At 59.1% G+C, this 24,380-nt stretch carries 22 protein-coding genes and 1 tRNA gene; 6 read left to right on the top strand and 17 right to left on the bottom strand.

All coding sequences use genetic code 11. From position 1 onward, the window contains the following. The first annotated feature begins 3 nt into the window (after positions 1–3). Together ACRZ9X_RS14620 and ACRZ9X_RS14615 are read left to right on the top strand one after the other, a co-directional pair. Positions 4–291 (top strand): HU family DNA-binding protein, encoded by a 288-nt coding sequence (locus tag ACRZ9X_RS14620; protein ID WP_050605937.1) that lies wholly within the window; start codon positions 4–6, stop codon positions 289–291. A 131-nt stretch (positions 292–422) separates the two neighbouring features. Continuing rightward, positions 423–1,310, top strand: a complete 888-nt coding sequence (locus tag ACRZ9X_RS14615) for a DMT family transporter (RefSeq protein ID WP_480520083.1) — start codon at positions 423–425, stop codon at positions 1,308–1,310. On the opposite strand, the gene ACRZ9X_RS14610 is transcribed toward ACRZ9X_RS14615, so the two are convergent. Next, the gene (locus ACRZ9X_RS14610; RefSeq protein ID WP_480520081.1) at positions 1,286–1,807 is read right to left on the bottom strand and encodes a glutathione peroxidase; all 522 of its coding nucleotides are present in this window, start codon (positions 1,805–1,807) and stop codon (positions 1,286–1,288) included. The two genes, ACRZ9X_RS14615 and ACRZ9X_RS14610, sit on opposite strands and share 25 nt — an antisense overlap. A 144-nt stretch (positions 1,808–1,951) precedes the next feature. Between ACRZ9X_RS14610 and msrB the strand changes: the two genes are divergently transcribed. After that, positions 1,952–2,401 carry a peptide-methionine (R)-S-oxide reductase MsrB gene (gene msrB, locus ACRZ9X_RS14605; protein ID WP_480520079.1) on the top strand — a complete coding sequence of 150 codons (450 nt, stop codon included), beginning with the start codon at positions 1,952–1,954 and terminating at the stop codon, positions 2,399–2,401. Further along, complete coding sequence (gene msrA, locus ACRZ9X_RS14600; RefSeq protein WP_480520077.1) at positions 2,398–2,907, top strand: peptide-methionine (S)-S-oxide reductase MsrA; 510 nt, start codon at positions 2,398–2,400, stop codon at positions 2,905–2,907. The genes msrB and msrA overlap by 4 nt, the downstream gene beginning before the upstream one ends. Positions 2,908–2,928: 21 nt before the next feature. Here msrA and ACRZ9X_RS14595 read toward each other — a convergent pair whose 3' ends face one another. The 7 genes from ACRZ9X_RS14595 to ACRZ9X_RS14565 all read right to left on the bottom strand — a co-directional run bounded on the left by ACRZ9X_RS14595 (position 2,929) and on the right by ACRZ9X_RS14565 (position 14,282). After that, complete coding sequence (locus ACRZ9X_RS14595; RefSeq protein WP_480520075.1) at positions 2,929–4,932, bottom strand: hydantoinase/oxoprolinase family protein; 2,004 nt, start codon at positions 4,930–4,932, stop codon at positions 2,929–2,931. 72 nt (positions 4,933–5,004) lie between these two features. Next, positions 5,005–6,042 carry a tRNA epoxyqueuosine(34) reductase QueG gene (gene queG / locus ACRZ9X_RS14590; RefSeq protein ID WP_480520073.1) on the bottom strand — a complete coding sequence of 346 codons (1,038 nt, stop codon included), beginning with the start codon at positions 6,040–6,042 and terminating at the stop codon, positions 5,005–5,007. Between the two features lie 77 nt (positions 6,043–6,119). After that, entirely contained in the window at positions 6,120–6,785 is a 666-nt protein-coding gene (gene fzlA, locus ACRZ9X_RS14585) for an FtsZ-binding protein FzlA (protein WP_480520071.1), read from the bottom strand. A gap of 58 nt (positions 6,786–6,843) precedes the next feature. Next, a complete protein-coding gene (gene mtgA / locus ACRZ9X_RS14580; protein WP_480520069.1) occupies positions 6,844–7,584 on the bottom strand; it encodes a monofunctional biosynthetic peptidoglycan transglycosylase in 741 nt (246 codons plus the stop codon). Between the two features lie 278 nt (positions 7,585–7,862). Next, a complete protein-coding gene (gltB, locus tag ACRZ9X_RS14575) occupies positions 7,863–12,395 on the bottom strand; it encodes a glutamate synthase large subunit (protein ID WP_480520067.1) in 4,533 nt (1,510 codons plus the stop codon). Next, positions 12,392–12,826 (bottom strand): GFA family protein, encoded by a 435-nt coding sequence (locus tag ACRZ9X_RS14570; protein WP_480520065.1) that lies wholly within the window; start codon positions 12,824–12,826, stop codon positions 12,392–12,394. The genes gltB and ACRZ9X_RS14570 overlap by 4 nt, the downstream gene beginning before the upstream one ends. Before the next feature lie 22 nt (positions 12,827–12,848). Further along, positions 12,849–14,282 (bottom strand): NAD(P)-dependent oxidoreductase, encoded by a 1,434-nt coding sequence (locus tag ACRZ9X_RS14565; RefSeq protein WP_480520063.1) that lies wholly within the window; start codon positions 14,280–14,282, stop codon positions 12,849–12,851. Positions 14,283–14,513: 231 nt separating this feature from the next. On the opposite strand from ACRZ9X_RS14565, the gene ACRZ9X_RS14560 reads away from it, so the two are divergent. Further along, complete coding sequence (locus tag ACRZ9X_RS14560; RefSeq protein WP_480520061.1) at positions 14,514–15,317, top strand: undecaprenyl-diphosphate phosphatase; 804 nt, start codon at positions 14,514–14,516, stop codon at positions 15,315–15,317. On the opposite strand, the gene ACRZ9X_RS14555 is transcribed toward ACRZ9X_RS14560, so the two are convergent. Continuing rightward, positions 15,318–16,298: a complex I NDUFA9 subunit family protein gene (locus tag ACRZ9X_RS14555; protein ID WP_480520059.1), complete on the bottom strand. Its 981-nt coding sequence runs from the start codon at positions 16,296–16,298 to the stop codon at positions 15,318–15,320. A 199-nt stretch (positions 16,299–16,497) separates the two neighbouring features. Between ACRZ9X_RS14555 and ACRZ9X_RS14550 the strand changes: the two genes are divergently transcribed. Continuing rightward, positions 16,498–16,584 (top strand) — tRNA-Leu (locus ACRZ9X_RS14550). 249 nt (positions 16,585–16,833) lie between these two features. Here the strand turns inward: ACRZ9X_RS14550 and ACRZ9X_RS14545 are convergent. The 8 genes from ACRZ9X_RS14545 to ACRZ9X_RS14510 all read right to left on the bottom strand — a co-directional run bounded on the left by ACRZ9X_RS14545 (position 16,834) and on the right by ACRZ9X_RS14510 (position 24,298). Further along, entirely contained in the window at positions 16,834–17,805 is a 972-nt protein-coding gene (locus tag ACRZ9X_RS14545) for a zinc-dependent alcohol dehydrogenase (protein WP_480520058.1), read from the bottom strand. Between the two features lie 153 nt (positions 17,806–17,958). Further along, positions 17,959–18,795 carry a RibD family protein gene (locus tag ACRZ9X_RS14540; protein WP_480520056.1) on the bottom strand — a complete coding sequence of 279 codons (837 nt, stop codon included), beginning with the start codon at positions 18,793–18,795 and terminating at the stop codon, positions 17,959–17,961. Positions 18,796–18,834: 39 nt separating this feature from the next. After that, positions 18,835–19,614 (bottom strand): class I SAM-dependent methyltransferase, encoded by a 780-nt coding sequence (locus ACRZ9X_RS14535; RefSeq protein ID WP_480520054.1) that lies wholly within the window; start codon positions 19,612–19,614, stop codon positions 18,835–18,837. Beyond that, the gene (locus tag ACRZ9X_RS14530) at positions 19,598–19,993 is read right to left on the bottom strand and encodes a 6-pyruvoyl trahydropterin synthase family protein (RefSeq protein WP_480520052.1); all 396 of its coding nucleotides are present in this window, start codon (positions 19,991–19,993) and stop codon (positions 19,598–19,600) included. Before ACRZ9X_RS14530 ends, ACRZ9X_RS14535 begins: the two co-directional genes overlap by 17 nt. Positions 19,994–20,029: 36 nt before the next feature. Further along, entirely contained in the window at positions 20,030–21,067 is a 1,038-nt protein-coding gene (locus ACRZ9X_RS14525; RefSeq protein ID WP_480520050.1) for a glycosyltransferase family 4 protein, read from the bottom strand. Next, positions 21,067–21,966 carry a lysylphosphatidylglycerol synthase transmembrane domain-containing protein gene (locus tag ACRZ9X_RS14520; RefSeq protein WP_480520048.1) on the bottom strand — a complete coding sequence of 300 codons (900 nt, stop codon included), beginning with the start codon at positions 21,964–21,966 and terminating at the stop codon, positions 21,067–21,069. Before ACRZ9X_RS14520 ends, ACRZ9X_RS14525 begins: the two co-directional genes overlap by 1 nt. Next, on the bottom strand, positions 21,963–23,576 hold the full coding sequence (locus ACRZ9X_RS14515; protein ID WP_480520046.1) for a sulfatase-like hydrolase/transferase: 1,614 nt from the start codon (positions 23,574–23,576) through the stop codon (positions 21,963–21,965). The genes ACRZ9X_RS14520 and ACRZ9X_RS14515 overlap by 4 nt, the downstream gene beginning before the upstream one ends. Then, complete coding sequence (locus ACRZ9X_RS14510) at positions 23,573–24,298, bottom strand: CDP-alcohol phosphatidyltransferase family protein (protein ID WP_480520044.1); 726 nt, start codon at positions 24,296–24,298, stop codon at positions 23,573–23,575. Before ACRZ9X_RS14510 ends, ACRZ9X_RS14515 begins: the two co-directional genes overlap by 4 nt. Positions 24,299–24,380: the final 82 nt, after the last annotated feature.

The raw sequence follows: 24,380 nt of genomic DNA, 5'->3' as shown, positions 1-24,380 counted from the left end.
GAAATGGCAAAGCCTATGACAAAGACTCAGCTGGTGGCTGCTCTCGCTGAGGAAATGGGAACTGACAAGAAATCTGCAAACGCCGCGCTGGAGGCCGTGACCGGCCTGATCACACGCGAAGTTTCGGCTGGTGGCGCGGTGACCCTGCCCGGTGTCGGCAAAATCTACTGCCGCGAGCGCCCCGAGCGCCAGGTACGCAACCCTGCCACCGGTGAGACCTTCACCAAAGAGGCCGACAAGGTTGTGAAAATGACCATCGCGAAAGCCCTGAAGGACAGCGTCAACGGCTGACCTTGCGCCGCGAAGGCCAAGCAGGATCGGGGGTCGCCACGGGCGGCCCTTTTTCGTTTCGCCACAGATTGGTTGCTTGCGAAAGCAACAAATATCGTCAACAGTCGCCGCGATTTCACGAGGAGACCGGAATGGACCTGCGCGCCATAGGCATGGGGCTGATCTTTGCCCTGATCTGGTCATCGGCCTTTACCTCGGCCCGGATCATCGTTGCCGATGCCTCGCCGCTGTTTTCGCTGGCGTTGCGGTTCCTCATTTCAGGTCTCATCGGGGTGACCATAGCCCGCGTCATGGGCCAAAGCTGGCGCTTGTCCCGTGATCAGTGGTACGCCACAATTCTGTTCGGGATTTGCCAAAATGCCCTGTATTTGGGTTTGAATTTCTATGCCATGCAAACGGTCGAGGCCTCGGTTGCGGCCATTATCGCATCAACCATGCCCCTGTTGGTTGCCCTGGCCAGCTGGCTGTTGCTGGGCGAACGGTTGCGGCCCGTTGGTCTTATCGGGTTGATGGCGGGTTTCGCCGGTGTCGCATTGATCATGAGCAGCCGCATCAGCGCAGGCGTCGATATGTTTGGCCTCGTCTTATGCGGCATTGGCGCGCTTGCCCTGACCTTTGCAACCCTTGCAGTGCGTGGTGCGACATCAGGTGGAAATTTCATGATGGTGGTCGGGCTGCAAATGCTTGTGGGCTCTGCGGTGCTGTTCCTCGCGGCCCCCCTGTTCGAGACGATCTATATCCACCTCACCGTGCCGCTGGCGCTGGCCTTCACGTATACGACCTTATTTCCCGGTTTGCTGGCCACGTTTATCTGGTTTCTTCTGCTGGACCGGATCGGACCGACACGGGCTGCCACCTTCCACTTTCTGAATCCGGTCTTCGGCGTCGCAATTGCCGCCCTGTTGCTGGGTGAAAAGCTGGGGCCACTGGACGCGGTCGGTGTCCTAGTCACCACATTGGGCATTCTGGCAGTGCAACTGTCGCGGAGACCAGCTCAGGGCAGCAAGGCTTCGACCTGACGCAGCAACTTGGGCGCATCAGGCTTGGTCGTGGCCCCATAGGTCGCGACCACTTCACCATCGGGGTCGATCAGGATTTTGTTAAAATTCCAGCTCGGTACGAAACCGGTCTGATCCGCAACCGCCTTGTAAAACGCATGCGCATCCAGACCACGCACCGGAGTAATGTCCGTCATCGGCAGGGTCAGACCATAGTTGAAATCACAGAACTCTTTGACTTCTTCCGCCGTGCCCAATTCCTGATTGAAGGAATCTGACGGAACCGCCAAAACCACCAAACCCCGCTTGGCATATGTGTCATATACCTTTTGCAGAGCCTCATATTGACCGGTGAATCCACAATGCGAGGCCGTGTTGACAACCAAAACCGGCTGACCTCGCCAATCTTCGATCGCCAGCGTCCCCCCATCGATCGAGGCAAACTCGCCAGTTAAAGGCGCGGCCTGAACCGCACGGCTGACCAGAAGGAGAACAGACAATAGAACCAATCGAAACATCTTAGCACCTCCTTTTTCCAACTATACGCGATACTCTGCCCAACGGATTAATCACACGACCGCGAGAGCCGCGTGAATTTGGGCTTTGAAATCTGTCCCTTCGCGCCCAGATTATTACCCAAAGCCGCAACACACGGAGACGCCATGACCCGCTATACCAAATCTCCCGAGGCCATCGCCGCCCTTTCGCCAGAAGAGTATCGCGTCACGCAACGCAGTGGCACTGAACGCCCCGGCACCGGCAAGCTGCTGAACAACAAAGAGCCAGGTATCTATGTGGATATCGTCTCGGGCGAGCCGTTATTTGCCTCGACCCATAAATACGAATCCGGCTGTGGCTGGCCCAGCTTCACCAAACCCATCGTACATGAACATGTCGAGGAACTGGAGGACCGCACACTGGGCATGATCCGGACCGAGGTCCGCTCGAAACACGCAGACAGCCATCTGGGTCACGTGTTTCCCGATGGCCCGCGTGAACATGGCGGGCTGCGATATTGCATCAACTCTGCCGCCTTGCGGTTCATCCATCGCGACGCGATGGAGGCCGAAGGCTATGGCGAATTCCTGATCCATGTGGAGGACATCCAATGACCGAACAACGTGCTGTTTTGGCCGGGGGCTGCTTTTGGGGCATGCAGGACCTGATCCGCAAGCTGCCGGGTGTTGCGCGCACCCGCGTCGGATATACGGGCGGAGACGTGCCCAACGCGACCTATCGCAACCACGGCACCCATGCGGAAGGGATCGAGATCATCTTCGATCCGACGCAGATCACCTATCGCGAATTGCTGGAGTTCTTCTTTCAGATTCACGACCCGACCACGCTGAACCGTCAGGGCAATGACCGCGGCATGAGCTATCGCTCGGCGATCTACTATGCGGACGAGGCGCAGCATCAGGTTGCCCAGGACACCATCGCCGATGTAAACGCCAGCGGTATCTGGCCCGGACGGGTCGTGACCGAAGTCGAACCTGTCGGTGATTTCTGGGAGGCCGAGCCCGAGCATCAGGATTACCTGGAACGCATTCCCAACGGCTACACCTGCCATTTTCCGCGCCCAGACTGGGTTTTGCCCAAGCGCGATGCGGCTGAATAGTCTCTAAGGTCTGTTCAAAGGCTATTCCGACGCCACTCGGGGGCGACCGCTGGCCTCAACTGTCAGCGTCGCCTCGACAAAAACTTCCTGCGCCTCGACGCGCGCGGTGCGGATGTCGCGATCAACAATCACCCGGATATCCTCGGCTCCGGCCTGACGCACGGCGCCCTCGGCCTGTTTGCGCAAGACACGCTCCAAAACATCCATCGCGGCGTCGGACTCATTGAAATCCTGCGGCCCGTCTTCAAGATGTACCCGATACCGACCCTCCGACGGGGACGTCACGGTACCCGAACGGCGCAGGGTCAACCTGCCAACCACCGCGCCAATCGCATTTGCCACGCCGGTATGCTCCGGCAGGATCATCTTGCACCGAAGACGCGCACCAACCGCCGGATAATAGCTGGGGGCAGAGGCCCCCAAACCGATCACATCCACGTTCAACGCCGCATCCAGTGCCAGCAATCCGCGATGCTGACCTAACCCCTTTTGTGTCAGCACGTGACGCGCCAGCTTCGCAGCCGGCAGTCCGAACTCTTCGGCCTCTTCTGCAAAGGCGGTCTCTAACAAGGTCAAGGACGTCTGGTGTGTCAGCTGATCAATGATCATTTGCGCCAGCTTTTCAGGAGACGGCGCCAACACATCGCCGGTCCCGACACGTTTGCGGGCGATCAGTTCCAGCGCCTTCCGGGCCGCTTGGGCATCCCAACTGTCCAATCGGCCCAACACATGGCTGGCATCCGAAGGCGTCACCCCCGAGACCTGAACGATCCCGCGATCCATCAGCCGCGTCAAAGCCCCGCTTTCCATCCGGGTGCGTAGTAAATCACTGACCGGCACGACCTGGTTGCCCAGCCGCTCCAACAATGCCTGCTCTCTTGTGCCCAACCCCTCCGCATGGATTCCGGGCACCTGACGCACAAATCGTGTGTCGTGCTCTCCCACGGTGGTCGCTCGCAATTGCATGTCCAGCACAGCATGAACAACTTCAGGTGCTTCGGCGGCAATCAGGGACACCGGCAATACCCGGCGCGGCCCCAAGAAGACACCACCGCCCAAACCTTCGGTCACCACATGAACCTGACTGTCGCCGCCCAATCCGTGGGTGCGCATTGCCACAGCCTCGACCATGGTGCGGAACCCGCCAACACGTGCGCCATCGGGGTCAATTGCCGGTTTCCCATCCCGGATCAAAGCCACATCCGTCGTGGTGCCACCGATGTCAGACACCAGCGCGTTCTCGGCCCCCGTCAGCCAACTTGCCCCCACGATGGACGCCGCCGGGCCGCTGAGAATGGTCTCGATCGGCCGTTCCCGTGCCTGCTCCGCGCTCATCAGCGCACCATCGCCGCGCACCACCATCATCGGCGCGTGGATGCCAAGCTCCAACAACTGATCCTGTGCGCGTCCGATCAGCCGGTCGATCATCCCGATCAGCCGGGCATTCAACACCGCAGTTACAGCGCGTTTGGGCCCATTCAGCTTGGCCGACAAATGGTGCGAGCACGTCACCGGCGCACCCGTACGTTCCGCAATGATCTGCGCTGCCTGTAGCTCATGCGCGGGGTTACGTGTGGCAAACTGTGCGGCCACAGCAAAGCCCGACACCCCCTTGTGAAAGTCCAGGAAAGCCTCCAGCCCCGCAATATCCAAAGGGGCGACTTCACCCCCGGCATGCGAATGCCCACCTGCGATCACCAAAGCCGGATCACCTTTCAGCGCATCCTTCAGCCCGTGCTTTTCCAGATCACTATCCTTGAACCCGATGTAGATCAGCGCCACACGACCGCCCTGCCCTTCGACCAGCGCATTTGTCGCCAATGTGGTGGACAGCGACGCCAACGAGATCTGATCCGGCGACACCTGCGCCTGATCCAAAACAGCCGAGATCGCCTTTCCCACCCCGATGGCCAGATCTGCCCGCGTGGTCAATGACTTGGCCGAGGCAATCACCTCAACCTCGTCGCGGATCAGAACCGCATCCGTGTAAGTCCCACCGGTATCCACCCCCAACGCCAAAGCCATCGGGTTCTCCTTCCTGTTCGCTGTGAATGGGTGTAGCGGTTTGGGCCGTCACGTCCAGCCTGTTTGCAGCACCTAAGACAATTGTTTGACGGCCCACCGGGCTGCATCAGCCACGGCAGGATCGGAATCCTCCGTCAGGTTCAGCGCAACTGACCTGAGCGCTGGCAGGCCCGAATTGCCAATCGCATAGAGAACGTTTCGAACAAACCGATCCCGCCCAATCCGCTTTATCGGCGAACCGGAGAACTTTTGCCGAAACCCCGCATCGTCCAGCACTGCCAACTCGATCAGCGGAGGCGCCATCAGGTCCTGCCGCGCAGCATATCGGACATCGCTGGCCGCCACCGCGAACTTGTTCCAGGGGCAAGCGGCAAGACAATCGTCACACCCGTAAATCCGATTGCCCAACTTACCTCGCAAAGCCTCGTCCACCGGACCCTTGTGCTCGATAGTCAGGTACGAAATGCATCGCCTTGCATCCAGTTGATAAGGCTGCGGAAACGCGTCGGTTGGACATACATCCAGACAGGCCCTGCACGACCCGCAATGGTCCGATTCTGCCACATCCGACGGCAAATCCAGCGTCGAAAAAACCGAACCTATGAAGACCCAATTTCCCCAATCCCGGCTCACCAGATTGGTGTGCTTTCCCTGCCATCCCAGCCCGGCTGCCTGCCCCAACGGCTTTTCGGGAACAGGAGCTGTATCAACAAAAACCTTCACCTCACCCCCGGCCTCCGAGATCAACCAGCGCGCCAACCGCTTGAGCCGTTTCTTGACCAGATCATGATAATCCTTGTTCTGCGCATAAACGGAAATCGCGCCCTTATCCGGATGATCCAGAACGTCCGTCGGATCATGCGCGGGCGTATAGCTTTCGGCCAACATGATTACCGATCGCGCCTCTGGCCAAAGCGCCGCCGGATTTCCGCGCCACTGGGTTCGCTCCGCCATCCACCCCATCTGCCCATGATATCCGGCCTGCAAAAACGCCTCCAACCGGGCCGGAACCTCGGGCACGTCCCATGGGCGGCACACGCGACAAGCCACGAATCCCTCGCTCAGGGCCTGCTCCCCCAACAGCTCCTTCAACTCTGATCCGCTCTTCATCTGGCCAAAAATATCCTCGGGGGTGAATTGGCCCAACGGGCCAAGAGGGGGCAGATAGCCCCTTTTTGCTCACCCTATCAGAAATCCAGATCCGCGTAATGGGCCGGTGGTCGGAAGCCCGGAACCTGATCCGCCAGGATCGACCGGAACGCTGGCCGCGACTTGATCTTGGCGTACCAGTCCTTGACGGCTTGTGACCGGTTCCAGTCCACATCCGAAATATAATCCAACGCAGACAAATGCGCGGCTGCCGCGAAATCGGCCAGCGTCATCTGATCCCCCGCCAACCAGCGGCGATGATCCAGAAGCCAGGCCATGTAATCCAGATGATATTTGATCGCCCGCGCACCTTCCTTGACATTCTTGCTGTCCGGATAACCCTGCCCGGTCATCTTCTTGTTCACACGCTCATACAGCAGTTTTGAGGTCACCTCGTGATGAAACTTGTCGTCGAACCACCCAACCAGACGCCGAACTTCGTAACGCGCCTCCGGGGTTTTGGGCATTAATGGCGGTTCCGGGCGGGTTTCTTCAATATACTCGCAGATCGCCGCACTTTCCGACATGATCTGCCCATCCAATCGCAGCACAGGCACTTTCCCCGCCGGATTGCGACGCAGGAAATCCGGGTCCTGTTCCCAGTACCGCTCTTCAACAAGCTCGACCTCGACCTTCTTTTCAGCCAACGACAAGCGGACCTTGCGGCAGTAAGGGGACAGGGGAACGTGAAACAGACGCGCCATGGGCTTCCAATCGAACCAGAGACTATGTTTCAGCAATAGCCTTGGACCGACCCGGGTTTCAATCCTCGAAACAAGCTGCGCGACCATCTGCGCGGATGGTAGCCGCTCCGTCCAGGATCGCAGCCGCCCGTCGGCGGGTGCGTGCCGTAGGATCGGTCACCGACCGGTTGCGTGGCGACGGCAGGATCGCGGCAATTCGCGCAGCCTGCACCGGCGTCAGATTGGCGGCGTCCGCGCCATAATACTTTCTCGCGGCAGCCTGAACTCCGAAGACACCCTGACCAGTCTCAGCAACGTTCAGATACACCTCGAGAATACGTCGCTTGCTCCAGACAATCTCGACCATTGGCGTCATCGCGGTTTCCAGCGCTTTGCGCACCCAACTGCGCCCCTGCCACAAAAACACGTTCTTTACCACTTGCTGAGACAGCGTAGACGCACCGCGCGTACCGCCATCTTCCAGCGCGTTGCGAATGGCTTCGACGTCGAATCCCCAATGCAGACAATAATTGGCATCCTCAGCCGCAACCACCGACCGCGCCATGATCGGGGCGATATTCTCCATTTCGACCCATTCCCGGTCGACCTTGCCCAGCCGCCTCCATTCAGACCAGATCGTATGGGTCAACGGCGGGTTCACGACCGAATACAGCAGGACCAAAGCGACAAACACAACCACAACGGCCAGCACAGCCCGCAAGACCCATCGCCTGATCCAGACAAACGGAGCTACAAGAGGATTTGACCTGGTCGCCTTTTTCTTTTTTCCGCGTGATTTACGCGCTGCTTTCTGAGCCATGTCTTGCTATACGACGCGACCCGGAATGTTGAAAAGGGGTATTGCGCGTTCAGCCTGTCTTCCCGACGCGATGGCCGGTCCTACTGTTTTTCAAAAGGCCGCCCCCTTGGCGCCTCACTCATGATGCTGGGGGTAAAGCAAGGCGATCCCAGGCCACCACTGACGATGATCGCGGATCCGACTGACATGCCCTCAGCGCCAGTTGCAGGCAGAAAACGGGTGAAACGACCCTCGCGCACAGAAGTAGCACGCGAGGGGAATGCATTGTTCAAAATGCGTTATTCTGCCGGGACCGCCTCGACTTCAGCGGTCAGAGGATGGCTGAGCTTGTTCAGCATCTCTTTCGGGCAAACCTGCAGGAAGTTGGACTTCTCGACGTCCCAATGCTGCAGGATATCTGCGGCTTTGCGGCTGTTGGTTTCGGCGTGATGGGTTTCGATCAGCGTCTTCAGCTGATCGACCCAATGATCGACCGTCACCGGACAAGTCACCAGCGTCTCCATGTTCATCAGCGCCTCGGCCTTGCCATCGGGGTCGTAGAGATACGCCATGCCTCCGGTCATACCCGCACCGAAATTGGCCCCGATATCGCCAAGAATAACGGCGACCCCACCGGTCATGTACTCACATCCGTTCGAGCCACAGCCCTCGATCACCACTTTCGCACCCGAGTTACGCACAGCAAACCGTTCACCCGCGCGCCCGGCGGCAAACAAGTGGCCGTCGGTTGCACCATACAGCACCGTGTTGCCGATGATCGTGTTGTCGTCGGCCTTGAGCGGGCTGACCTGTGGCGGGCGCACGACGATCATACCGCCCGACAAGCCCTTACCGACATAGTCATTGGCGTCGCCCGAGACCTCAAGCTTGAGCCCCGGCGCGGCAAACGCGCCCAGCGACTGACCGGCCGAGCCCTGCAGCTTCACATGCAGGTGGTCGTCCTGGAACGTGTTCCGCATCCCGAAATTCTGCACGATATGGCTGGACACCCGCGTACCAACCGTCCGGTGCGTGTTTTGAACCGCGTAGGACAGCTGCATCTTTTCACCGTCTTTCAGGAATCGCGCCGCATCGCGGACAATCTCGGCGTCCAGAGTATCGGGCACCGCGTTGCGATCCTTGTCGCGGTTGTAGACGATGTCATGCGCGCCATCGACGGTAATCAGCAGCGGGTTCAGGTCCAGATCGTCCAGATGCGCCGAGCCACGGCTGACCTGCGCCAGCAGATCGGCCCGGCCGATGATCTCATCCACCGAACGCGCGCCGAGGCTGGCCAGCAGCTCCCGCACTTCCTGCGCGTAGAAGGTGATCAGGTTGACCACCTTGTCGGCGTTGCCAGTGAACTTGGCACGCAGGCTCTCGTCCTGCGTACACACGCCGACCGGGCAGGTGTTCGACTGGCACTGACGCACCATGATACAGCCCATCGCGATCAGGGCGGCAGTGCCGATGCCGTATTCTTCGGCACCCATCATCGCGGCCATGACGATATCGCGCCCGGTCCGCAGGCCACCATCAGTCCGCAGGGTGACACGGTCGCGCAGGTTGTTCATGGCCAGAACCTGATGCGCCTCGGTCAGGCCCATCTCCCACGGAAGACCCGCATATTTGATGCTGGTCGCGGGCGACGCGCCGGTGCCGCCGTTGTGACCCGAAATCAGGATCACATCAGCCTTGGCCTTGGCCACACCGGCAGCAATCGTGCCAACGCCCGAGGACGCCACCAGTTTCACCGTCACCTTGCAGCGCGGGTTGATCTGTTTCAGGTCATAGATCAGCTGCGCCAGATCCTCGATCGAGTAGATATCGTGGTGCGGCGGCGGCGAGATCAGCGTCACGCCCTTGGTCGAATGCCGCAGACGCGCGATCAGGTCGGTGACCTTCATGCCCGGCAACTGACCGCCCTCACCGGGTTTCGCACCTTGCGCCACCTTGATCTCAAGCTCTTCACACTGGTTCAGGTATTCGGCGGTTACACCAAACCGGCCCGAGGCCACCTGTTTGATCTTGGCCGACGGGTTATCACCATTGGGTTCCGGCACGAAATGCGCCGGGTCTTCGCCGCCTTCACCCGAGTCGGACTTGGCACCGATCCGGTTCATCGCCACGTTCAGCGTCTTATGCGCCTCGGGGCTGAGCGCGCCCAGCGACATGCCCGGCGTGACGAACCGTTTGCGGATTGAGGTGATCGACTCGACCTCTTCAATCGGAACCGGTTTGCCCAAAGGTTTGAAATCCATGAGGTCGCGCAGGTGGATCGGCGGGTTCGATTGCATCTTAGCCGAATACTGCTTCCACAGCTCATATGAGGCCCGATTACAAGCCATTTGCATCATATGCATCGAGGTCGCTTCCCACGCATGGGTCTCACCCGATTTGCGCGCCTTGTAGAAACCGCCGATGGGCAGCACGTCCAGACCGCTGTCCCAACCCTTGGCGTGGATCTCTTCGGCCTTGGCTTGAATGCCGGTGACACCGATGCCGGAAATCCGGCTGGTCATGCCCGGGAAGTACTCGGCCACCATCGCACGGCTGAGGCCCACGGCTTCAAAGTTCAGACCGCCACGGTATGAGGAAATCACCGAGATGCCCATCTTGGCCATGATCTTCAGCAGACCCTGATCAATGGCCTCGCGATAGCGCGCCACGTTTTCGGTCAGTGTACCGTCCAGCAGCCCGCGATCAATGCGGTCAGCCAGCGAATCCTCGGCAAGATAAGCGTTCACAACGGTCGCGCCACAGCCGATCAGAACGGCAAAGTAATGCGGGTCGACGCATTCGGCGGACCGCACATTCAGCGAACAGAAGGTGCGCAGCCCTTGACGGGTCAGATGCGAATGCACGGCACTGGTCGCCAGGATCATCGGCATTGCCACCCGACCCGCGCCCGAGTTCATGTCGGACAGCACCAGATGCCCCGCGCCCGAACGCACGGCCTCTTCCGCTTCGGCTCTAACACGGGTCAAAGCGGCGCTCAGAGCACCGCGACCGGGCTCAAAACTACAGTCGATTTCCGCCAGCGGAGAATTGAACGTCTCGACCAGCTTGTCCCATTGCGCGTTACCCACAAAGGGGCTGCCCAGCACGACAATCTCGGTCTGGCTGCTGTCTTCGTCCAGCACGTTTTTCAGGTTACCGAACCGGGTTTTCAGCGACATCACACGGTACTCGCGCAAGCTGTCGATGGGAGGATTGGTCACCTGGCTAAAGTTCTGCCGGAAGAAATGGCTGAGCGGGCGGTATTGCTTGGACAGAACCGCTGAAGGCGTATCGTCACCCATCGAAGCCAGCGATTCCTTGCCGTCCTCGGCCATGGGCGACAGGATTTGTTCCAGTTCTTCCACCGAGTATCCGGCTGCGATCTGCCGCTTGCGCAGCGCCTCGCCCGAGAAGATCGGCGTTTCCGTCACGCCGGCTAGCGACTCATCCACATCGTGAATCTTGCCGACCCACTCACCAAACGGAAGCGCGCGCGCCAGCTTGTCCTTGATCTGCTTGTCGCGATAGAGCTTGCCGCGCTTCATATCCACGGCCAGCATCTGCCCGGGGCCCAGCGCGCCTTTTTCGGTCACCGAAGCCTCATCAATCGGCACCATCCCCGCTTCGGACCCGGCAATCACCAGACCATCGCCGGTGACCACATAGCGCATCGGGCGCAAACCGTTGCGGTCCAGACCGGCGCAGACCCAGCGGCCATCGGTCATCGCCAGCGCTGCGGGTCCGTCCCACGGCTCCATCACCGAATTGCAGTAGGAATACATGTCGCGCCACGCCTGCGGCAGTTCCACCGCCTGCTTGGACCAGCTTTCGGGCACCAGCATGGTTTTCGCCATGGGCGCGGACCGGCCCGCCCGCACCAAAACCTCAAAAACCGAGTCTAATGCGGCAGAATCTGACGATCCACCGGCGATGATCGGCTTAATGTCTTCCGCATGATCGCCAAAGGTGGCACTGGCCATGCGGATCTCATGGCTTTTCATCCAGTTGATATTGCCCTTCAGCGTGTTGATCTCACCGTTATGGGCCAGCATACGGAACGGCTGCGCCAGCCACCATTGCGGGAAGGTGTTGGTGGAATAGCGCTGGTGATAGATCGCAAACGCCGATTCAAAGCGATCATCCATCAGATCGGGATAGAAAACCGCGACCTGTTCGGCCAGCATCATGCCTTTGTAGATGATCGACCGGCAGGATAGCGAGGCCAGATACAGACCGGAAATCCCGGCCGCCAAAGCCGCTTTTTCGATGCGGCGACGGATGACGTAAAGCTCGCGCTCAAAGGTCTCTTCGTCCACGCCCTTCGAGTTCGAGATCAGAATCTGTTCGATCTCTGGACGGGTCGCATTGGCCTTGTCGCCCAGACAGGTCACATCGACCGGAACATGCCGCCAGCCATAGATATAATAGCCCATGCGCAGAACTTCGGTTTCTACGATGGTCCGGCATTGTTCCTGCGCACCAAAATCGGTGCGCGGCAGAAAGACCTGACCGACCGCAATCAACTCGTCCAGATTGGGTTCATGCCCGGTGCGGCGGATCTGGTCATAGAAGAACTGAACCGGGATCTGCACATGGATACCCGCGCCATCGCCGGTCTTGCCATCTGCATCCACCGCACCCCGGTGCCAGATCGCCTTGAGCGCGTTGATCCCCGCATCCACAACCTTGCGGCTTTTCTTGCCGTCGACCGAGACCACAAGACCCACACCGCAAGAGGAATGCTCTTCTTCTTCAGAATAGAGACCGTTTTCGGCCATCCACTGGCGCTTGGTTTCCTCGGCTTTGACCCAATCGGCATCATATTTGGTCATTGGCTGTCTCCTTCTTCCGAGGGTGCAAACATGGCCTCAACTTGCGCTTTGGTCATTTGCTTGCGTTCACCTGCGAACGCGTACCCATTGGGTTTCTTGTCGATATAAAGTTCCAGTTGCAGATCATGGCCTGTGTCTTCAAACAGGCCCGCCGCCATTTGCGTCTGTCCGTGCATCTCGCCCGGCAGGGTGATCCGGTACCAAAGCGCCGACCCGCATTCGGCACAGAAGGCCCGCTCGGCCCAGTCGGACGAGGCGAAGGTTTTCACCGGGCCCAAAGCGGCATATCCCTCTTGCGCCTGAAACGTCACCAGCATGGAACTGGTCCAGCGGCGGCACTGATCGCAATGGCACGCGCCCAGCGCGTCCTGCGCGGGGGTGGCGGTCACGGTGACCGCGCCACACATGCATTGGCCTTGCAATTCGGGCATCCAAGCCTCCTGATCGCTGGGATTATTCGGCGGCTATGGCTGCCTTGGCGTTGAACCGGTCGATGATCGCATCGGCACAGTCGCGCCCGTCGCGGATCGCCCACACGACCAGAGACGCCCCGCGCACGATATCTCCGATGGCGTAAACGCCGTCCATCTCGGTCTCGCCAGTCTGAAACGCGGCTTTGACGGTACCCCAGCGGGTTACGGGCAGATCAGGCTCGCCGAAAAGGGTGGGCAGGTCTTCGGGCTCAAAGCCCAACGCCTTGATAACCAGATCGGCGTCTTCGACATAATCTGCGCCTTCGATCACTTCGGGTGCCTGACGGCCCGAAGCATCGGGCTGTCCCAGACGCATTTTCTGCACCATCACGCCGGTGACCGTGTCATCACCGGTAAAGCCCTTGGGTGCGCTGAGCCATTCGAAGATCACGCCTTCCTCTTCGGCGTTCTGGGTTTCACGCAACGAGCCGGGCATGTTGGCCCGGTCGCGCCGATAGAGACATTTGACCGAGGTCGCCCCCTGACGGACGGAGGTGCGCACGCAGTCCATAGCCGTGTCGCCGCCGCCAATCACCACGACCTTTTTGCCTTCGGCATTCAGACGGCCATTGTCAAAATCTTCAACCGCATCGCCAAAGCTTTTGCGGTTTGAGGCGGTCAGGAAATCGATTGCCTTCTCGACCCCGTCCAACCCGCTGCCGGGCATGGACAGATCGCGCGACTTGTAGACGCCTGTTGCGATAATCACCGCATCATGCTTGCCGCGAATATCTTCAAATTTCGCCGCGTCCACGTCGCAGTTCAATTCAAACGTCACACCGCCATCGGCCAGCAGATCATTGCGACGCTGGACCACATCCTTTTCCAGTTTGAAGCCGGGAATACCATACATCAAAAGCCCGCCTGCGCGGTCGTGGCGATCATAGACAGTGACCTGAATGCCTGCCTTGCGCAGCATGTCCGCAGCCGCCAACCCGCCGGGACCGCCGCCGATGATGCCCACGCTTTCGCCGCGCTCGGTGTCCGGCTGCACAGGTTTAACCCAGCCTTTGTCCCACGCCGTATCGGTAATATACTTCTCGATAGACCCAATCGTGACCGTCCCATGACCCGATTGTTCGATCACGCAGTTGCCTTCGCACAGACGATCCTGTGGACAAATGCGTCCGCAAATCTCGGGGAATGTGTTGGTCGCCTGGCTGGTTTGATACGCCTCTTCCAGCCGACCGGTTGCGGTCAGGTTCAGCCAATCCGGGATATTGTTGTGCAGCGGACAGTGCGACTGACAATAAGGCACACCGCACTGGCTGCACCGGCTGGCTTGCTCGGCGGCTTTCTCGGCAGCATATTCGGCATAGATCTCATCAAAGTCTTCCGTGCGATCATTGGCGGCACGCTTATCGGGCATGACACGGTCGATCTGCACAAATTTCAGCATCGGTTGCTTGGCCACGGGTCAGACTCCATGAATTGGCTTGGTCGAGCCTCTTTAAGAGATGATAGTTTCGATTAAAAGTCAATTTCACTGACCTAAATTGAAAAATATTTAGATTTTCCCTCTGCTCGACCAAAAATATGTGAATTTTTAGTTCCGATTCGGACCTACTTGCGTCCTTTCCTTTTCCACACTGCGCTTATACCCATTGATCACAAAGAACACGTGACGGCAGCACGGGCAGTTTTAATGAGTCTATTTCAGTTGATTCTTGCGGCGATTATTCAGGGTGTTACCGAATTCTTGCCAGTCTCCTCTTCGGGGCATCTGATTCTGTTGCCCAGCCTTACAGGGCTGGACGATCAGGGGCTGGCCATTGATGTAGCTGTCCATGTGGGAACACTGGGCGCGGTCATTCTTTATTTCTGGTCAGACGTACGACAGGCAATTGCAGGACTGCCCGCCGCACTTATTGGACGTACCGAGACCCCGCAGGCGAGGTTGGCGCTTGGCCTGATCGTCGCGACGATTCCCACAGTGATCGTCGGTGCAATCCTGTATGTCACCGATCTGAGTCAAGCCATGCGGTCCATGACAGTGATTGGCTGGACCATGCTGGGGTTTGGCCTGTTGCTGTACTGGATGGACCAGCAAGGCCCCCAAACCAAGGACGCAGAGGACTGGGGGCCAAGGGACGCCATCATAATGGGCCTGTGGCAGGTTCTGGCCCTGATCCCCGGCACGTCGCGGTCCGGCATCACCATTACCGGGGCCCGCCAACTGGGCTACACACGCGAAGATGGGGCTCGCATCGCAATGCTGATGTCGATCCCGACCATTCTGGCCTCGGGCACGCTTTTGTCGGTTGACGTCATACACGAAGCGGACGCCCAACTGGCCAGAGACGGAGCGATTGCCGCCCTGTTTGCCTTTGTCTCGGCCCTGCTTGCATTGACCCTGATGATGCGCCTGTTGCGCAGCATCAGCTTTACGCCTTATGTGATCTATCGCGTGATATTGGGCGTCATTCTGCTGATCATCGCCTACAGCTGATCAGATCCGCAGGTTCTTGGCTGAATTCTGAATGTCGTCATACTGACCCGACGGGCGGAACTTCCACAGATAATCGGGCAGCACGGATTCCATGGTCGCAGGCTCGATACCAAGATCGGCAAAGCCCTTGGCCTCTTCCGACACCACGTTGTCCTGACGCAGATTTTTGACCTGGTCCCGAGTCAGAATGCTGTTCGGGAACAGCTGAAAGCTGACAAATTTTGCAATATCCAGAACACCTGCCATGATCTTTGCGATCCCGAACGGCATTCCCACAATGACCCGACGCCGGTGAATGACCTCCAGCATCTGCTCCATCAACGCCCGGAAACTTTTGACTTCCGGCCCGCCCAGTTCATAGACACCAGCCGCCTGACCCAAAACGCCAAGAACAGCGGCTTGGGCCACGTCATCCACATAAACAGGTTGAAACCTTGTGTCAGCCCCGACCAAAGGCAGAAAGGGGCCCATCCGGGTCATCGTCGCAAAACGGTTGAAGAACTGATCTTCGCTGCCGAAAATCACCGACGGGCGCAATATCATAGCATTTGGCATATGGCTCAGCACGCCGGCCTCGCCCTGTGCCTTGGATCGCGCATAGTCACTGTCCGCCTCGGCATCCGCGCCAATGGCAGAGACATGCACCATGCGCTCGATCCCCTGCCCGGCAGCGATCCGGGCAACCCGCTCGGCCCCTTCTGCCTGGACGGCACCAAATTCGTTCTTACCCAGCTCATTCAGCACACCGACACAGTTCACAACCGCATCGGCCCCGTTCATTGCCGCCGCCACCGAGCCATCGTCGCGGATATTGCACAAAACCGGTTCGACCTGTCCGACCACCCCATAGGGTTTCACGAACATCGCCTCGTTCGGCCGCCGGACCGCAACACGTACGCGCCATCCCTCATTCGCCATCCGCCGCGCAATGTAACGACCGACAAATCCCGACCCGCCGAATATGGTGACCAGTTTGGACATATGAGGGCTCCTACCCGAGTGCTTCCTGATCGATCTAGCGCCACACCGTGCTTCAAACAAGGCGCAATAACGCCGCGCAGAGTTGAAAATGTCGGTTGGCTCGGACACATCCGGGCATCGGTCAAAAAACTTTCAAAATTCTTCCCGAATCTGGTTGACGCTTCCCTTCAGTGGGCTTAAACGCCCCTCCACGACACCTGCCCAGGTGGCGGAATTGGTAGACGCGCTAGCTTCAGGTGCTAGTGTCCGTATGGACGTGGAGGTTCGAGTCCTCTCCTGGGCACCAAAACATCCCGCTTTATTTCCTTAATGTCAAATGGTTGAGCGATATTGTACTTGTCGTGACCTCACGAAGTGCTCCGTTCCCTGACTGCCATAATTTACTATTCCCCAGCATTCCTAAGAATCACGAAAGCGATGCAGTCGCAGACAGCGCCATGCAATAGTGTTTACTTATTTAGTTACGTTATCAACCAATTGCCGAAAATGCATCTTCCGGGCACCGCTTCTTCCCGATCGTGCGGCTCGTGACCGGTTATTTCCGAGGATATTTTACTCGGTGACAGAGTGTTGCAGGATCATCAAGGATTGCACCGTAAGCTGCGGGCAAATCGTCGAACTCGGTTTCGCCGGAAATCAATGTGTCAAGCACGGGATCAGCCAACAGATCCATCGCCTTTCTCAACCGCCTGCTATGAGTCCAACGTGGTGCCATATGCGCCGGGACGCGACCCACTTGGCTGCTGACGATGCGCAAACGTTTCTGGTGGAATTGCGCGCCAAGTGGCACCGTGGTGGGGTGGTTGCCGTACCAGCTGGCCTCGACAATGGTTGCCTCGGTACCGGCAACGGAAAGTGCGGTGGTCAACCCCGCCGAGGTTGCCGAGGCATGGATGACCACATCCGCATTGTCCTGCGCGGACTCGGGTGTCGCAAATGCGCATCCCAACTGTTGCGCGAGGGTCTGGCGGGCGGGGTCTATGTCAACCAGGCACACCTCGGTTCCTGGAAATTTTGCACACAGATACGCCGTCAGAGCGCCGATCACACCGCCCCCGACAACTGTGATCCTGCTGCCCGCGCTGACGCCCGCATCCCAGAGGATATTAAGCGCGGTTTCCATGTTGGCCGCCAGCACGGCACGCGCAGGCGGCACGGATGGATCGACTGATATTACGGCTTCGGCAGGAACACAGAATTGCGTTTGATGAGGATGCAGCGCAAACACAATCTCGCCCGCCCGCGCACCTGATTGTATTCTGCCAACCGTCGCATAGCCATATTTGACGGGGAACGCAAAGCTGCCGTCCTGGAACGGAGCCCGCATGGTCTCAAACTCGCTGGGCGGAACCTGGCCTCGAAAGACCAGCCGCTCGGTTCCTCGGCTGATCGCGGAATACATGGCGGTGATCCGCAGAAGGTCGGGCCCCTCCGGGCACTCAACCTCGCGGATTTCTGCGGTCTCGGCGGCCGTGATCCACAATGCACGTGCACGCTTGTCCATCATCTTATCGCCAGTTCAGGTTTCACTTTGGCCTCCGTTTCAGCATGGCTGGGCCGAGCAACCTGAGGCGCCATAAGACATAAGATACAGGGATTTCATTGCGCAAAAGATCATGATTTCACTTTTTAGACTATTGTTTTCCCAGCTCCGAACTCATCAGGCGGGGGACCCGACATAAGCATGGCGGGCTGTGCGGCAAGGCAGAGGGTACGGCGCGATCTGCGCATGTGCAGGTTCGAATGTGCAGTCAAACAATACGTCCGAGCCAAGACCGTAGACACCTGTTTTTGGCCGCAATGCCTGCGCCAGGGTGGCAACAGGGGAAGTTGTCAGCCCCTGTGGTCCGGCGCCGATCAGCAAAGGTGCAACCGCAACGTGCAGGCGGGTCAGCAGTCCGGCCTCGAGGAACTGCGCGATCGTGATCCCGCCGCCTTCGATCAAAATGCGGTTTAGACCGCGTTGCCGAAGAGCTCCAAGAATATGGGACGGAGAAATCCAGTGTGTGCGCGGCAGGTTGATTACCTCGACATGTTCTGGTCGCGGTCTGTTTACCGACTGGATGACGATGCAGCGCGCCTGGGTGTCCTGCATCAGACCAATGTCGTCAGGCATACGGCCACTGGGATCGATTATCACCCGCGCGGGGTTTGTTCCATTGACCATGCGCACGGTCAGACGCGGGTTGTCGTGCAGGGCCGTTTTCACACCAATCACCACCGCATCCGACAGGGCCCGCAGACGGTGCAGATGCATCAGACCATCCTTACCCGAGATATCCTTGGCATCCCCTGACTCGGTGGCGATACGACCGTCCAGAGACTGCCCGATCTGCGCCACAACCTGACCGGACGATTGCGGCTGGGCCAACGTGCCATAAAGGGCAAGCGCCTGCTTTTCGCCCGTGCTCCAGTCTTCGCTGCAAAGGCAACCCTGTCCTGCGCGCACGGCAAGGATACGGTTCCAGACCTTGTGGGTCACATCAACGTCACGCATGGATTTCTCCGCATTCTGAACATTGCATTCCTTGGTCTTTCATTGTGGGACCACCAGCAAATCCGTATGGCCGATCAGGACGGTTGTGTCGTCAATCGCGCTGCGTCGATCCCGGCCCCAGGATTGGGCAAAAGGCGCACCGGCCTCACAAGCGGCAGTTTCGATCCCGGCCAAAAGCGCATCGTGCAGCGCCGCGTGCGCAGGGCCAAGCTGCCACGGGCTTTGCGCCATCTCGACCTCATACCCTTGCGCCAAGCAGAGCCGTGAAAAGGTTGAACCAGCATCCGGGCCGAGGGCAGGGCCCACGCCTTTGTCCTGTTTTTGATGACGGTTAAACGCGCATGTAACTGCATCGTCGCGGGCATCAACGGGCGACCAGCGCATATCGCCATTATAGTTCAACGCAGTGTAGATCGGTATGCCCGCGTGACCGGCCCTGACACACAGAGCCGAAAGCCAATCTTCGGGCATCAGATCGAACAAGGCTGACGCTGTTATCAGCCCCACCCCTTGCAACGGTAAGGCGTCGATATCAGCCAGTTCGCCCTGCACGGTTTCCGAATTGGGATGGCGGGCCTTGGCCAGTTTCAGCAACCCAGGGTCATTGTCAAAAAAACGCCAGGGCAAATCAGGGTACCCTGCCGCAGCGAAAGCCCGCGCCGTTGATCCGGTGCCGCTGCCCAGATCGAGGATTGCTTTCCCGCTGTCTGCAATAATGGCAGCGCGGGACAACAACGCCGCGTCCCGCGCGCTGTGATCTGCCGGTTCGCGCAGGCTCAGCCAATCAGGTTCAAAGCTGGTCTCAGATGTCTGCTTCATACCATCCACGCGCCACATGGCTTTCGTGCAATTGCACCCGGATACGCCGAACCCGGCCATTATCGCCAAGCCCGCTTGTCTTCACCACTGTCCTGAGTTGATCCCAGATGTGATGGCACAGGAATTCGGTCGTGGTGATCTTGCCTTTGAACGCGGGGATGTCGTCAAGGTTGGAATAGCGCAGCGGTGCAAGCGTTTGTGCAAGCGCTTCGGTGGCCAGTCCGATATCGACAACCAATCCATTCTCATCCAGATCTTTCGTGTAAAAGGCAGCATCAACCACAAAGGTCGCGCCATGCACGCCTTGGGCAGGACCAAAGACAGGTGAAGGAAGGGAATGTGCGATCATCACATGGTCGCGGACTTCAACAGCAAACATAAGTGCTCCGGTTTGTTATGTGGGAAAAACTGCAGGTCACGGGGTAGCCTGCGCAATCACGTCGGCAATTTTTCGGGCGGTGTCGTGCCAGCTTGGCAAAGCTGCCGCACGCGCGGCAGAGGCCCGGCCAGTCTCGGTTGCCAGATCGGGGTTCTGCAAAAGGGCACGCAGTTTCCTGGCAAAGGCTGCGGGTTGATCAGGAGGCACCAGACATGCCGCATCTCCCACCGTTTCAGGCACAGCACCGACGGCGCAGGACACTACGGGCAGGCCGTGAAGCATGGCCTCGCTCAGTACCATCCCATATCCTTCGTATCGGGTCGCCAGCGCAAAAATGCTGGCCCGGGTATATGCCGCTCTGATCTCGGCCTCTCCAACTTCACCCATCAAATTGATGCGTTTGCCCAATCCGGCATGGGTAATCTGTGCCGTCAACGCGGCAGTATAGTGTGCGTCCTGAGGCCGCCCTATGATCTGAGCCTGCCAGACCAAATCGTCTATCAATCTCAAGGCCTCGATCAGAACATCATGCCCCTTGCGGGGCGACAATAGGCCCACGCTGAGGATAAGCGGCGGTGTCGCAGCCGCGCGCTCTGTCTTGGGACGATCGAACCCGGGCGTGGCGACCGTGATGCGGTCCGGAGAAACGGAAAACTCTGCGCTCAGTGTCTGGCCGATATGCCCGCTGGTCACGATCACATGCGCCACGTGTTGCAGAACCTCGGTTTCATTGCGGATCAACTGGGTCGCACATGTGCCATCGATCCCTGTTTCCAAACCCAGCGGGTGATGCACGAGAGCAATGACAGGTGCCGGAATTTCGGCCACCCTGTTCGGGTCCATCGCACCCAGCGCCAGCCCGTCCACGATGATCGGGTTCCCGTCCGGCACAGCCATCAATGCAGCCAGCGCCGTGTCCATATCTGCCGGGGTCGGGTTGGGAAAACTGCCCGGCAATTCCAGATGTGACGTCGCGCATCCGATTTCGTTGAGCAGATCCAAAACGGTTGCGTCATAGATATACCCGCCGGTGCGTTGATCCTTATCTCCGGGAATTGCGAACACGGCAGGCATTATGTGTTCTCCACTGATTTGGCCGCAACCGGGTGCGAGGCAGGTACGAACAGGAATCCAATCGCGGGCAATGCCGCCACCAGCATGACAGCACCATAGCATATTCCCATGGCGATCCCGGCCTCGGACGAGGCACCCAGCAGCGGAAAAAGCGCCGCAGCCGCGCCTTCGCGCCATCCCCACCCGGCAACTGAAATCGGGACCAACATGGCGCAAAGAACCAGTGGCAGAACCGTAAAGCAGGCTTCCAGCGGCAAGATGGTGCCGGTCGCCCTTGCGCTGGCGTACAAGCCCAGAATCAACAATGCAGTTGCAAGTATTGCCTGCGCACCCACTTCGGGGCGGATCATCAAACGCAGACAGAACCGGGTAAACTCCGCCGTCGACCTTATGCGAAGAGACCAAGCAGCGACGGTTCCCGCTAACCCAAGACCCAACACCAAGACCCACCCCGTGCCACTCGGCCAGACAACGCCGCCCGGCAATATCACGGCCGCGGTCATCCCCAGGGCAAGTACCAGCAGCATGGCGGCCTGCCCCATCAGGCGCTCGGCCAGCACGGAGTGCGCGGCGCGTTTCAGATCTCCGTGGTGGCGGGTTCGAACCGCACGGCTGACATCCCCGACCACCCCACCCGGCAGAACGGAATTGGCGAGCAGCGACAGGTAATACTCCTTGAGCGCCGCGCCAAAGGTCAGCTCCAGTTCAAGCGCGCGGGCGGTGATCTGCCATCGGCGCGCCATCGAAAAGGTGCTGAGGCTGAGGGACAGAATTGCGACCAAGACCCAACCCGGATCAGCTGCGCGCAGGCGCGACCAGACGACATCTGTCGCGCCCCACCACAGCACGCCACCCAGCAGTATCAGCGATCCAAGAAATCGAATGATCCGGCCTGTCATTGATTGACCTCCGCCAAGAGGTCCGAAGAGGTGAACGCCGTCAGAAAATCATCCCGAAACGCGTCCATCCGGCGCACCGGCCCGTTCTTTGAAGGTATGATGCCGTCGGTCCAGCCCCATGTATCAATCATCGCCAGTACACGCGACGGGCCGATGATATGGACCGGCACATCGTGATTGTCGCTGCCAGCCACAAAACCAGCCGCCTGATGATCACCCGCAATGATAACCAAAGGCGCGCGCGGTCCCAGATCAGCGACATGGGAAAAGACCGCTTGCAAGCTGTAATCAACCGCGCGCCGATATGCGTCACGCACGTCGTCGCGGTTCTTCCAAAGCGCGCGTGGGGTTGGCCCCGCCGCTGCCATCTCGTCAAACTCCCCACCGTCACCAATTTCGTCCCACGGGATCATGTGCGGGATTGGTGTCCATGGTGCATGAGACGAGATCAACGCGATCTGCACAAAATCCGGGCGTGAGCCGGCAGGCAAAAGGCCTGGATAGGCTGCCAGGGTGAACTGATCGGGCATGGTGACCCAATTGAACCGCTTTCCCTTGTACGGAATGTCAGCCGCCGCAAAAACATGATCAAACCCCATGACGCGGCTTTCCGGCCATGCCAGCGTGATCGCAGGCATGACAGCCGATGTGCGGTACCCGGCATCCTGTGCAAAGTGAAAAAGCCATCTGCGACCGCTGGCGATCATGGCATTGTAACGACCATTGCCCGAGGTCCACAGGCCAGTGCCCAGCGCGCCGTGTGCCAACCAGCTTTGACCGCCTGCTGTAGGAGCGGTCAGCCATCCGCTTTTGACCGCCAGTCCGCTTTGGGCGATGGCGGCCTCGGCGCGATGCAAGGTCGGTAGATGAGTCCGGGCATAAAGCGGGTTGTCGAAACTTGCGCGCCCATAGCTTTCGATCCAGACAAGCAAAACGTCGCGCCCCTCAAGCCGGTCTAGCGGGTTTTCAATGTGCCGCATCGGATCCGATTGCGCATCACGGCGGAACCGGGACAGATCTGCCGCCGTCGCTTGCATGTCGATGCCCCGTTTGACGACAAGCCGGGTTGCCCAGGCGGTGCCCGGCGGGCTTTCCTCGAACCGCCAGAATTTCAGATGGTGCCCGACATCCGCAACCATCCATGTACCCGCAATCAGAACGCCCGACCCCGCCAGCCACCGGGCCCAGGCGGGAACAGGTAGAGCAGCCCATGCGCCAAGCCCAAAACGCAGCACGACAAAAAGCAAAACCACGAGCGCCAGGCACGTGATCGCCAGAGCGATTGTCGGCAGCGCGCCAAAGCTGTTCTGCAAAAGGTCAAATCCCGCGCTGATCAGGAATGTGTCAATGATCGGATTGAACGTCCGGTTATAGGCGGTGTACGTGCCATAGTCGGCCAGTTTCAACAGCACGAGGATCACCAGAGCACCTGCCAAAGCCGTTGCCAGTCCCCGCAGCCTGCCCAGCGCGATCAGCAACAACAGGATCACCGGAAGCTCAAGCGGCCATCGGTTCACCGCCGACCAGGTCATCGTCCCCGGGTGGTTCGGCAAGACCAGAATGCAAAAGACCAACCCGGCGCCAAGGATAAGAGGAAAAAGCAACCTCATGAGGGGCGGCGCAACAACCAGCGTGCGTCCACACCAAAGGAAAAGCACAACGCCATGGACGCGCCGATTGAGATCGGCAGGATCAGGCCCGCAGGGGTCCAGGGGCAGACCAGCAGCAGCAACGCCGCGATTTGCACCACGCAGATCGCCTTGCGCCGAAACGACTCGGGCAGGTCGCCGCGCAACCGTGGCAGTACCCAGCCTGCGGCGACAAATGCGTAGCGCGTGAACCCAAGGATCAGAACTTCGGCCTGCGTCGTTCCCGACAGCATCAACCAAAGCGCCAATACCGCGCCAAGCGCTGCATCCGTCTCCATGTCGAAACGTGCGCCGAATTCGGATTGAAGCCCGGACCGGCGCGCCAGCCAACCATCCAGACCATCCATTACAAAGGCAACAAGTCCGACCCAGAAAACCAGCCACGGCGATACGGCATCCAGTACAAACAACGCGCCAAACAAAAAGGCCACCATCGCCGCGCGCAGTAACGTGACCGTGTTGCACAGTCCCAGCACGTCATGCGGATAGCGATGGGATAATCCCAACCCGGTGATGACAGAGGTCGCGAAAAAAGCACTTAGCACCCACAACGTGGATGGCAGCGTCAGTGACGCCAGCAAGGCCAGGCCTGCGCCCATGATGATAACCTGCCCGACAAAAACGGAGACAGGCGAAAGCATGTGGCCGAGGGTCAGTGGGCTTGCAATTCGGCGCTCCTTCATAACAGTCTCTGACCCTTTGTTTTGCTTGCTAAAAAGAAATAGTGCAGATTTCGCTGCTGGCTAATTTGATAACAGATCGGGC

It is taken from the genome of Ruegeria sp. AL1, assembly GCF_056540905.1.
Note: the sequence above shows the minus strand (reverse complement) of the source record. Positions and strands in the feature narration are given on the sequence as shown.